Here is a 12,911-nt window from a genome sequence, read left to right as displayed (position 1 = left end):
AATTTGAGAATCGAAATATACACCGATGGTGCTTGCAGCGGAAACCCGGGAAAGGGCGGATATGGAATTCTCATGCGCGTTCCTGAGAGAAATTACCAGAAAACTTTCTCCAAAGGCTTCCGGAAAACTACCAACAACCGAATGGAACTTCTGGCTGTAATTACCGCATTAGAAAAGCTGAAATCTACAGACAATGAAATCCACATCTATACAGACAGCAAATATGTGGCTGATGCCATCAACCAAAACTGGATTTCAGGCTGGATAAAAAGAGGCTGGAAAAATGTAAAAAATCCTGATCTCTGGAAAAAATTTATCGAACTTTATCATAAACATACTCCTAAAATGCACTGGATAAAAGGACACGCAGGACATTTTGAAAATGAACTTTGTGATAAACTGGCAGTTGCAGCCGCGGCTTCCGACCGCCTCGAAATTGACACCTATTTTGAGAACCTGGATAACAACTCGCTTTTTTAGCGATTAACACTTAGCCACCAATACACCTCTACCAGCCAATATTTCATCATAAGAAACATTAATGTTTTAAATAATATTTAATTTTTTAACAAAATTAACAATAAATACATATTTATTTCGATTGGGATTTAATATCTTTACTTTTTAATCCTAAATCCCAATTAAATGAATAAAAATCTATTAATTTGTTTTTTTCTTTTATTTCTCAGTTTTTCGGAAAAATATTTGGCCCAAACCTATCAGCTTACGGGCAATCCGATCAATACTACCGGATGGACCACAGTATCTCCGGCTTCCGTAAATGGTGATTTTGTACAGCTCACACCGGACAGCAATAACCAATCCGGATCAATCAGACTGAATAACCCCATCAATTTAAAATACTGTGATAAATGGAGAGTGGAGTTCGACTTCAGAATGGATTCCAGCCAAACTTTTAATGGTGACGGGCTTGCATTTTGGTACCTCGCCAATCCTCCGGTTGCCAGTGTATTAGGGTCCGGACTCGGAGTATCCCAGAATGCAATAGGGTTTATTGTAGGATTTGACACCTATAATAACACAACCACAGCAATGATGAGCAAGGTGCACGTTGCCTATGGACAGGTACCTAACACAACTGACAATAACAATGTTGAATACTTTAATGTTCCGGGAAGTTCTTTCCATTCACCGGATCTGAATTCAACCTTGCCTTTCCAGGGAACCACTTATAAACATGTGGAGGTAACTGCGCAGATAGATCCCGCCGCTCCTGCTAACTGGATTGTAAAAATAACCATTGACGGCACCGTCATCTGCAACCAATCTTTCGCTCCTTCCGGGGGAGCTGCTACCATGACACAGGGATATTTTGGGTTTTCAGCCTCTACAGGGGCCGCAAAGTCCAGGCATTCCATTAAAAACGTAAAAATCTACACAGATAAGGTGGCAATTCTGAAAGATTCAACAACCCAATCCTTCTGCCCTAACCCTGCTACCGGATATGGAACTGTCAATTTAACTACATTCAATTCGCAATTTGTAAGCAATCCCGGGAATTATACTTTCACCTACTACCCTTTCGGAAGCTCTACCCCGATTGCCAATCCTGCCAATTATCAATTTAATACCAACACTACTGTGACGGTTGTCATCAAAGACAATGCAGGCATATTATGTGACAACCCGGACGGGAAAATCCAACTGGTTTTATCGCCTTTTAAAGCTGACGATAAAACACTTTTAGCATGCAACAACAATAAAGCAGGGACCGCCACCTTTAATCTTACCACTGCCGATGTAACAAATGTACCCGGCGTGACTAAAAAGTATTACAAAACACTAAATGACCTCAATGCAGGAATCAACGAGATTCCTTATCCGGACAACTATATTGCTGCTCCGGGAATTGTTTATGTGAAAGTAAGTACACCGCAAGGCTGTACGGGTACAGCCAAGATCACGCTGGCTTTCTATCCTGAAACCCCGGTGAAAGAGGCAAGTCTTCAATCGTGCTTTATAGAAAATAATATTTCCAACGCTATTTTCAATTTAACAGCTGCTGATGTCACTTCATTAACTACCGGAGTCAGCAAAAAGTACTATACCACCCTTGCCAATGCTCTGAATGGCACCAATGAAATTGTCAATATACTTCAATATATTTCTCCAAGTACAGTTATCTATGTGAAAGTAACGGACAGTAACGGATGTTTTGCAATAACGAAAATTAATCTGATCGTATTACCACCGGTAACTTCGCCTGTTCTGAAAGATAAAATTATCTGTATCGGGGATAAAACCAACCTGGATGCAGGCCCCGGTTTCGCCTCATACGAATGGAGTACCGGAGCAACAACACAATCGATTAAAGATGTAGGAGTAGGACAATACTGGGTAAAGCTCAAAACAGGTAATTGTATCACCACGCAAATAGTAAAAGTAATAGCGTCAGCCAATCCTGTAATTTCAAGTATTGACATCCACAATAACACCATTACAGTAAATGCAGCAGGAGGAACTCCTCCGTATCAATATTCTTTAGATGGGGTCAATTGGCAGAATTCTAATTTTTTCTCCGGTTTAGCCAGAGGGGAGGTAAAAGTCTTTGTAAAAGATTTTTATAATTGTACCCCGGTCCAGATTCAGATTACAGTTCCTAACCTGATCAATGCGATCACTCCGAACGGAGATAATATCAACGACGTGATTGATTATTCGGCCCTGGCATATAAAAAGAATCTGGTTTTCACAGTATATGACAGGTATGGTAACAAACTCTATGAAGCCAGCAAAATAAGAAATTACACATGGGATGGTATGGCATCCGGCAAAAAAATCCTTACCGGCACTTACTGGTATACCATTTCATGGAATGAAAACAATAAAGACAATACCGAAACCAAATACACGGGCTGGATTTTAGTAAAGAACAGAGAATAGTATTGGTGCTTGCTATACACAGCTGCCTTATTCAAGGGCGGGATGATAAAGAATGCCATTAAGGTCTGTCATCATTGGCATTCTGATTTCCTCCTCTACAAAAATTACACTCAACTACCTATTATGAAAAAATATATACTCATTGGTTTACTTACTTTTCTGCTTTGTTTGTCGGGAAAGTTATTTTCACAAACCTATCAACTCACTGGTAACCCAGTAAATACAACAGGATGGGACCTTGTATCAGATGCCACAGTGATCGGAGATTTTGTAAGGCTCACTACTGATCAGACCAGCCGTTATGGTGCCATAAAATTATCTACCCCCATTACCTTAAGCTATTGCGATAAATGGAAAGTAGAATTTGATTTCAGAATCGACGGAAACGGGACTACTCAATTTGGTAAGGGCGATGGATTTACATTCTGGTATCTAGCGAATCCACCTACAGGGTTTGTATCCGGAGGAGGATTAGGAATTCCTGCCGGAGCTTCGGGTTTAATGGTTGGCTTTGATATTTTCAATAATACTACAGAAGGGCAGATGAGTAAAGTCCACCTTTTGTATGGCACTAACAATACTGCAGGTAATAATATTGAATTCAACAATACCCCGGGAAGCACCTTCCATTCTCCGGACCTTAACCCTACCCAGCCTTTTGTAGGAGATACCTATCGGCATGTAGAGGTAAACGGAGAAACAGACCTCAGCAATCCTACCAATTGGATTATTAAAATTAGAATAGACGGAGTACTCATCGTGGACCAGTCATTTGCTCCATCGGGGGGAGCTGTAGGAATGACACAGGGATATTTTGGCTTTTCGGCTGCTACCGGAGGTGCCAGCGCAAGACATTCCATTAAAAATGCAAAAGTATTTGTAGATAAGGTACCTATCCTTAATAACACAGTGACTCCATTTGTATGTACAAATCCTGCCACAGGAAACGGAACTGTAGATCTGACTTCCTTCAATCCGCAGTTTGTCAATAACCCTGGGAACTATATTTTCACGTATTATATATTAGGAAACTCCACCCCCATTGCGAATCCCACAAGCTTCCAATATTCAGGAAATACAACCATTAAAGTAGTTATTAAAGATCCAACTTCTACCCTTTGTGATAACGGAGATGGCGTCATACAGCTTAACCCGACACCATTTGCAGCAACTGATGCAAGTCTTACGGGCTGTAATAACAATAATGCAGGAACCGCAACCTTTGACCTCACTACAGCGGCAGTCACTACGGTAACCGGTGTTACTAAAGAATTTTACCCCACTCTATACGATCTCAATGCAGGAACAAACCAGATTACCAATCCTACAGCCTACGCATCAGCCGCCGCCACCATCTACGTAAAGGTAACAACACCGCAAGGATGCGTAAGTACGGCAAAGATTACCCTCAATATTCATCCCGTTGTTGAGGTTAGCAATACAGAAATAAGATCCTGTTTCATAGAAACTGACCCTTCCACAGCTTCTTTTGATCTTACATCAGCTTTTGTTACTGCTCAAAACTGGCCTAAAAATTATTATCCTTCTTTAACGGACGCCATCAATGGGACCAATGAAATCACCACCCCTTCAGCTTACATTGCCCCGACAGGAGTAATTTATATAAAGGTTACCAATCCGGACACCGGATGCTACGCTATTGCAACCGTTGTTATCACTGTCCTGGCGCCTGTTTATTCTGATGTTTTAAAAGATAAGACCATTTGTATGGCAGATAAAACAACACTGGATGCAGGCCCCGGGTTCAAAAGCTATGAATGGAGCACCGGTGCAACCACCCAGGCCATCAATAATGTAGGAGTAGGCACCTATTGGGTAAAACTCAAAACCGGAAATTGCGTGGTCACTCAAAAAGTAACCGTATATCCTTCCGAACATCCGGTAGTGACAAGCATTGATATTTCAGCAGGAACCGTCACTGTATATGTAAACGGAGGGACGCCGCCATATCAGTATTCAATGGATACCGTTAACTGGCAGGATTCTAATGTATTCACCAATGTCAGCCGGGGAGAAGCCAAGGTCTTTGTAAAAGATGCTTACAATTGCGAACCTGTTGAAGTCAATATTACGGTACCTAATATCATCAATGTTATCACACCGAATGGGGACGGAATCAATGATGTTGTAGATTATTCGGCATTATCCAACAAACAAAACCTGGAAATAGCGGTCTTCAACAGATATGGCACTAAAATATTTAAAGCAGATAAAACCAACGGATACAGATGGAACGGCTCCGAGCATGGTGGAAGAAAAGTATCGACAGGAAATTACTGGTATTCTATCTCATGGAATGAAAACAACAGCACCAACACTCCTGTTCAGTTTTCCGGCTGGATTGTTGTAAAAAACAGAGATTAGAGAAGCAATATTTTTAGATGTAAAAATCACCCTTAGTTCAGGGTGATTTTTGTTTTTTTATGGAAAAGGAGATATTTTATTTTAAAGGCATTTTATTCATATTCAATTCTTAAATTTGTCCTATGAATTATTTGGAAGCTTTAAGCAGAAGATATTCTGTGAAGAAATTTAATAATCAACGCATTCCTCAGGAGACTTTACACAACATTCTTGAGTCAGGAAAGCTATCCGCCAGTTCGCTGGGGCTTCAGCCTTATAAAATTGTGGTGGTTGAGAGTGAGGAAATGAAGCAAAAATTGATTCCGGCTTTCTATAATCCATCGCAGATTTCCACCTGCTCTCATCTTATTGTTATTATTTCAAAAAAAATGATTGAAGAGCATTATATTCATGGTTATTTTAATCATATTTCTGAAGTAAGACAAACTCCTGTTGAGAGTCTTGCCCCTTTCAAAAACAGTATTAATCAACATATTAACCAAAAGACACAGGATGAAATTCTCAGCTGGGCAGAAAAGCAGTCTTATATTGTATTGGCCAATTTAATGTATGCTGCTGCTATTGAAAATATTGACTCATGCCCAATGGAAGGCTTTCGGCAAGATCTTATAGAAGAAATCCTGAATATCAACCGGGAAACAGAAAAAGTAACCGTCACCCTCGCTTTAGGCTATCGTTCTGAAGAAGATTACTTCCAGCACATGAAAAAAGTAAGAAAACCAAATGAAAAATTGTTTAAATTTATTTAATTAAACGAGATTGTACCTAAAGCAAGCATAATGATAAAAGCGGATGTATTAGTAATCGGTTCCGGGATTTCCGGACTTTCCTATGCCATTAAAGTTTCTGAACAGCTCCCTGATGCCAAAATCATCATTGTAACAAAATCTGATGAAGATGAAAGTAACACCAAATATGCACAAGGCGGATTAGCGGTAGTCACGGACTTCCAGAAAGACAATTTCGAAAAACATATTGAAGACACCATGCGTGCCGGAGATGGCGAAAATAAACGTAATGTCGTAGAAATGGTTGTTAAGGAAGCTCCTGCAAGATTCAACGAAATTGTAGAATGGGGTGCTCAGTTTGATATGAAAAATGGCAAATTTGCTTTGGGAAGAGAAGGAGGGCATACCGAAAACCGGATTGTACATCATAAAGACATTACAGGATTTGAAATAGAAAGAGCATTACTGGAAACTGCCAACAATAGTCCTAATATTGAGATCCTTGATCATCATTATGTTATAGATATCATTACCCAACATCATGTACCGGGAAAAGAACTGAATGAAGGTGATATTCATTGCTATGGAGCTTATATCCTGGACGAAAAATCCAAGATCATCAAGAAAATAACTTCTAAAATAACCTTGGTAGCCACCGGAGGAGCCGGACACGTTTATAAAAACACTACTAATCCGACTATTGCCACAGGCGATGGTATTGCTTTCGTTGCGCGTGCCAAAGGAAAGGTTTCCAACATGCAGTATTATCAGTTTCACCCTACAGCTTTATACAATAAAATAGACGGAATGCTTTTTCTTATTTCCGAAGCCGTAAGAGGAGATGGTGCAAAATTAAGAACAAAAAGAGGCGAAAAGTTCATGAACAAATATGATGAACGTGAAGAGCTGGCCTCAAGAGACATCGTTGCAAGAGCAATTGACAACGAAATGAAAATTTCCGGAGACGAATATGTAGGTCTGGATTGCCGGGAAATGAATCAAGAAAAATTCCTGGAACATTTTCCCAATATATATAAAAAATGCAGGGATGAAGGAATTGATCCTTTCACCCAACTGATCCCGGTTGTTCCCGCATGCCATTATCTGATGGGCGGCATTGACGTAGACAGAGACGGGCAGTCTTCCATCAGAAACCTTTTTGCGGTAGGGGAATGTACTAATTCCGGACTTCACGGAGCCAACAGGTTAGCGTCTAATTCTTTACTGGAAGGTCTGGTTTTTGGACATAATGCAGCAATGAAAACAGTAAGCCTGCTCAAAGAAAATAATTTTAATTTTGATGATCTGAAAGCTGTGCCGGAATGGAATGAAGAAGGAATGAAAATTATGGACGAAATGGTAATTATCAGCTACCTGAGAAAACAGCTTCAGGAAATGATGAGTGACCTTGTAGGAATTGTAAGAAGCAACAGGCGTCTGAATATGGCACTTCAAAAGCATCAGGAAATCGCAGCAGCTGTTGATGAAATCTACCACTACTCTATCCTGTCTCCACAATTATCGGAATTGAGAAATTTAACGACTGTTGCTCATCTGATCATTACCCAATCTATGGAAATGACAGAAAATAAAGGGGCATTTTACAATAAAGATTTAGCTTAAAAAGCATACGAAATGAAAAAACCAAGCTACGTTACCGAAAAAGCATTAAAAGCATTCATAAAAAGCGCTCTGGAAGAAGATATTCAGGACGGGGATCATTCCACCCTTTCCACTATACCAAAAGATTTACAACAAAGTGCCAAGCTTTTAGTAAAGCAAAACTGTATTCTTGCCGGAGTGGAACTGGCTGAAATCATTCTCAAAACTTTTGACAAAAATTTAAAAATAGAAACCTTTCTCAAAGACGGGGATGCGGCTAAAGTTGGAGACATAGCATTTATAGTAACCGGAAATGCCAGATCTATTCTTTCTACTGAGAGGCTCCTTCTCAATTGTATGCAGAGAATGAGTGGCATAGCGACCCTGACCCACGAGTGGGACTCAAGATTGGTAGGGACAAAAACTAAACTTTTAGATACCAGAAAAACGACTCCCAATTTCAGGATGTGTGAAAAATGGGCGGTTGCAATAGGCGGGGGAACCAATCACAGATATGGGCTTTATGATATGATTATGCTGAAAGACAATCATATTGATTATAACGGAAGTATTACAAATGCAGTTAATATGGCTAAAGAATATATTAAGGCTCACAAGAAAAAATTAAAAATTGAGGTTGAGACAAGAAATCTTGAAGAAGTCCGGGAGGCTATCAATGCAAAAGTTGACAGGATTATGTTAGACAACATGGATGTACCTACCATGAGACAAGCCGTAGAAATGATTAACGGTTCATGCGAAACTGAAGCTTCAGGTGGTATTACCCGTGATATGCTTAAAGAAATTGCATCTACGGGGGTTACTTATATCTCCGTAGGAGCACTTACACACTCGGCAGAGAATATTGATCTGAGTCTCAAGGCTGTGAAATAGCGTTATATTTTTAACAAAAACATCCTTGATTTGTTAAAAATACAACAACATGACTTTTTTCATGCAAAAATTCAATTTTTGTTTATATAATTGTAAATCAATTACTTAATATTATTAAGACTGATTAAAAATTAACATTGAGTTAATAATAGTTAAATTTAATTTTGCGAATTTTGCAGAAAATTAAATCTAATTATTACTAACGATTATGAAATTAATCAACAAATCGATACTAACTGCGGTTATTACTTTGTCCACGGCTAGTGTTTATTACGCTCAACAAGTTCAGGACACTGCTACAGCTAAGTCTAAAGACATTGAGGAGGTAATTTTAAGAGGTGTTACGGATATCGCAAAAGATAGAAAAACGCCTGTTGCTGTTTCTACTATTAAAGCAGCACAAATTATAGAAAGATTAGGAAATCAGGAGTTACCTGAGATTTTGAACACGACTCCATCAGTTTACGCTACAAAATCAGGAGGTGGTTTTGGTGATGGTGGTATTACCATGAGAGGTTTTGAATCCCGAAATATTGCAATCATGGTAAATGGTATGCCGGTTAATGATATGGAAGGCGGTACTGTTTATTTCTCTAATTGGACAGGGTTATCAGATGTGACAAGTACATTACAAGTACAGAGAGGTTTAGGTTCTTCCAAATTAGCTATCGCATCTGTAGGAGGAACAATAAACTTCCTTACCAGATCTGCAGATATGAAAAGAGGAGGGGTTATAAGATTAGGAGTTGGTAATAATGATTATTTAAAAACTTCATTTGCTTATAATACCGGCAAATCTGAAAACGGCTGGTCTACTTCATTTTTAATGAGCAGACAGGCTGGAGGTACCTATATTGAAAATACAGATTATGAATCATATGCCTATTACTTTGCATTAGGCTGGGAACCAAACAAAAAGCATAACTTTCAGTTTACTTTAACTTCAGCTCCTCAATGGCATGATCAGAGAACTTATGCTCCAACAATTGCTAATTACATCAAATTTAATCCCGATCAGGACGGAACACCATATAGACAATATAATTCAGACTTTGGTTATTATACCGATGCTACGGGAAGAAAAGTTGCATTAGCTAACAGAGCAAATTATTATGCAAAGCCGGTAATGATGTTGAACTGGGATTGGACTATGAGCGAAAAGTCTAAGCTAAGTACAGTATTATACATGTCTAACGGTAGAGGTGGTGGAGTTGGTGACCTAGGTAAAGTTGGAGGAAAATCAATAACCAGCTTCTATGATAATATGGGTCATTTCAACTATGATGCTATATTTGCAGCCAACCAAGGTGTTAATGTAGGTACAGCTGCTCCTGGAAGTACATTAATTCGTAGAGCGAGTATCAATTCTCATAACTGGTATGGGATTTTAGCAAATTTCCAGCATAAAATTAATGATAACTGGAATTTCTCTATAGGTACTGATGACAGATATTACTATGGATATCACTATCAGGTAATTTCAGATTTATATGGTGCTTCAGGATATAAAGAAGGAGGTAATGCAAATGTTAACCCATATGTAGTTAATAAAATCTACGACTATAAAAAACTTTCTTGGAACCCATTCGGAGGAAAAACAGCTCCTTTAAATGAGCAAATTGGATATAGTAACGATGGTGAGGTTCTATGGTATAGTGCATTTGGACAAATTGAGTATTCCAAAAATAACCTATCTGCATTTTTACAAGGATCAGTTTCCAACCAAAGCTACCAAAGAATTGATAATTTTGTAAAAGACGGAAGCACTCTGAAAGGGCAAACAGTTCATACGAAAACAGGATTTAAAGACCTTTTCGGATATAATATTAAAGGAGGTGCCAACTATAATATTGATTCACACCATAATGTATTTGCCAATATTGGTTATTATAGTAAGCAGCCTTTCATGAACTCTGTTTATCCTAATAACCAACAGTTATTAAACTCCAATTTGACAAACGAGAAAATATTCTCCGCTGAAGTTGGGTATGGCTTCAGATCTCCAAAACTCAACGCTAATGTTAACCTATACAGAACTGAATGGAAAGACAGATGGCTGAGAAGGGGAGGAATGCAATTTGAAGTTGCAGACCCGACAGCGCCTAATGGAGTTGGTATTATTACAGGATACTCTGAAATCAGTGGAGTTACACAAGTACACATGGGTATTGAAGTAGATGCTGTTTATAAGCCTTTTGCATTCTTGGACCTTGATGGTATGTTCTCATTAGGTGATTATAAATATAAAGGTAATGCTAATGGAACCAACTTCGATGATAATAATAATCCACTAGGAACCACATCAACGTTATACCTTGATGGTGTAAAAGTTGGAGGAAGCAGCAGTAACAGTATTCCTCAGTTTACAGCATCACTTGGAGCAACGATAAAGCCAGTAAAAGATCTTAATATCTATGGTACTTGGAGATATGTTGGTGAACTGTATTCTTCTATTGATGCTACTACTTTCTCTAAGATTGAAAACCAAGCTAAAGGAACATTAAAATTACCCGATTATAATCTGTTTGATCTAGGTATATCATACAAAATAAGACTGAAAGATACTTCTAAGTATTTCACAATTGGTGCTAATGTTTACAATTTGTTTGATACTACTTACATTTCTGATGGAGCTACAAACAACCACGTTAAAACCTTGGGAGATTTTAATAACAATCAGCAGCAATATGATGCATATATTAATAATCCTGATAACTTCTATAAAGGAATTGACAGAACTAACAGAGTTTATTTCGGATTTGGCAGAACCTGGACTGCAAACTTATCATTCAATTTCTAATAATATAACAACATTAGATTTTATAAATGTGAATCCCGGCTTTGAGCCGGGATTTTTGTTATCTTTGTGTACAAAAAAATAGGATTATGGATTTTTACAAGATTTTGCTTAGTGCACACAAAGGATTTGGATACCTTGAACTTCTTTTAGTTGCATTATTTATCATTGCACTTTTAGCTACCATGTTTGGTTTCAGTGGAAAAGTAAACAAGTTTTTAAAAAAGACAACTCTTTTCACAATGATTTTTTTCCACGTTCAATTTTTGGCAGGAATAATCTTACTGTTGGTGTCTCCAGGTGTTAAAGCAGCAATGTCTGCAGGAACTTTAATGAGTGATTCTTATTCAAGGTTTCAGTATGTTGAACATCCATTTTCTATGCTTATTGCAGCGGTATTGATGACCATCGTCAACAAAAAAGTGAAATCCAATGATACTATTTCTTTAGCAGTAGTGATCATGGGATTAATTGCAGTAGGTTTATTTGCATTTGCATTCCCCTGGGCAAGAGTCTTCGGGGCCTAAGACAAAAAAAAGAAATTATACATTATGCGTTATAATTTAAATAGTTTAATCTTAAATTTTTAATTAAATCAATGAAAGTAGCTGTAGTAGGTTCAACGGGAATGGTTGGACAAGTTATGCTTAAAGTTTTGGAGGAGAGAAACTTCCCTATAACAGAATTAATTCCGGTAGCATCCGAAAAATCTGTAGGTAAGAAGGTGAAGTATAAACAGAAGGAATTTACCATTGTAAGCATGAAGGACGCTATAGCTGCCAAACCGGATATTGCCATCTTCTCTGCAGGTGGTTCTACTTCGCTTGAATTCGCTCCGTTATTTGCTGAAGCAGGAACAACGGTAATCGACAATTCTTCAGCATGGAGAATGGATCCTGACAAAAAATTAGTGGTTCCTGAAATCAACGCTGATGTTTTGTCTAAAGAAGATAAAATCATTGCCAATCCAAATTGTTCTACCATCCAGTTGGTAATGGTTTTAGGGCCTTTGAACAAAAAATATGATTTAAAAAGAGTAATCGTTTCCACGTACCAGTCTGTAACAGGAACCGGTAAAGCTGCCGTAGATCAATTAAACGGTGAAATCAGCGGAAATGATGCTGCAAAAGTATATCCTTACCAGATTTTCAAAAATGCTCTGCCGCACTGTGATGTGTTTGCAGATGATGATTACACTAAAGAAGAAATCAAATTGATGAAAGAGCCTAAAAAGATTTTAGGGGATGATACATTCAATCTGACAGCAACAGCGGTAAGGGTTCCGGTTCAGGGAGGACACTCTGAAAGTGTAAATATTGAATTTGAAAATGAATTTGATCTTGACGAAGTCAGAAAAATCCTATCCGAAACTCCGGGAGTAATTGTCATGGACGATGTTAAAAACAACCATTATCCGATGCCGCTATATTCGGAAGGAAAAGATGAAGTTTTCGTAGGGCGAATAAGACGAGACCTGTCACAGCCCAAAACACTTAACCTTTGGATTGTAGCAGATAACCTGAGGAAGGGAGCTGCAACAAACGCTGTACAAATCGCAGAATACCTTGTAGCAAACAACTTAGTATAAACTAACAAAATAA

The 12,911-nt window shown here is 38.3% G+C and carries 9 protein-coding genes; all 9 read left to right on the top strand.

Annotated features, from left to right (window positions below):
* The first annotated feature begins 3 nt into the window (after nucleotides 1–3).
* The 9 genes from rnhA (at nucleotide 4) to OK18_RS09270 (ending at nucleotide 12,898) form a co-directional block, all read left to right on the top strand.
* Nucleotides 4–480, top strand: a complete 477-nt coding sequence (gene rnhA, locus OK18_RS09310) for a ribonuclease HI (RefSeq protein ID WP_053327829.1) — start codon at nucleotides 4–6, stop codon at nucleotides 478–480.
* A gap of 165 nt (nucleotides 481–645) precedes the next feature.
* A complete protein-coding gene (locus OK18_RS09305; RefSeq protein WP_053327828.1) occupies nucleotides 646–2,904 on the top strand; it encodes a T9SS type B sorting domain-containing protein in 2,259 nt (752 codons plus the stop codon).
* A gap of 123 nt (nucleotides 2,905–3,027) precedes the next feature.
* Nucleotides 3,028–5,289 (top strand): T9SS type B sorting domain-containing protein, encoded by a 2,262-nt coding sequence (locus OK18_RS09300; RefSeq protein ID WP_053327827.1) that lies wholly within the window; start codon nucleotides 3,028–3,030, stop codon nucleotides 5,287–5,289.
* A 122-nt stretch (nucleotides 5,290–5,411) separates the two neighbouring features.
* Nucleotides 5,412–6,038 (top strand): NAD(P)H-dependent oxidoreductase, encoded by a 627-nt coding sequence (locus tag OK18_RS09295; RefSeq protein ID WP_050021644.1) that lies wholly within the window; start codon nucleotides 5,412–5,414, stop codon nucleotides 6,036–6,038.
* A gap of 30 nt (nucleotides 6,039–6,068) precedes the next feature.
* Complete coding sequence (nadB, locus tag OK18_RS09290; protein WP_053327826.1) at nucleotides 6,069–7,640, top strand: L-aspartate oxidase; 1,572 nt, start codon at nucleotides 6,069–6,071, stop codon at nucleotides 7,638–7,640.
* 12 nt (nucleotides 7,641–7,652) lie between these two features.
* Nucleotides 7,653–8,513 (top strand): carboxylating nicotinate-nucleotide diphosphorylase, encoded by an 861-nt coding sequence (gene nadC, locus OK18_RS09285; RefSeq protein WP_053327825.1) that lies wholly within the window; start codon nucleotides 7,653–7,655, stop codon nucleotides 8,511–8,513.
* 208 nt (nucleotides 8,514–8,721) lie between these two features.
* A complete protein-coding gene (locus OK18_RS09280; RefSeq protein ID WP_053327824.1) occupies nucleotides 8,722–11,313 on the top strand; it encodes a TonB-dependent receptor in 2,592 nt (863 codons plus the stop codon).
* Between the two features lie 86 nt (nucleotides 11,314–11,399).
* Nucleotides 11,400–11,837, top strand: a complete 438-nt coding sequence (locus tag OK18_RS09275) for a hypothetical protein (RefSeq protein WP_053327823.1) — start codon at nucleotides 11,400–11,402, stop codon at nucleotides 11,835–11,837.
* A gap of 71 nt (nucleotides 11,838–11,908) precedes the next feature.
* Entirely contained in the window at nucleotides 11,909–12,898 is a 990-nt protein-coding gene (locus OK18_RS09270) for an aspartate-semialdehyde dehydrogenase (protein WP_053327822.1), read from the top strand.
* Nucleotides 12,899–12,911 lie beyond the last annotated feature (13 nt).

This window comes from Chryseobacterium gallinarum (assembly GCF_001021975.1).
In the GTDB taxonomy this organism is placed as follows: domain Bacteria; phylum Bacteroidota; class Bacteroidia; order Flavobacteriales; family Weeksellaceae; genus Chryseobacterium; species Chryseobacterium gallinarum.
Note: the sequence above shows the minus strand (reverse complement) of the source record. Positions and strands in the feature narration are given on the sequence as shown.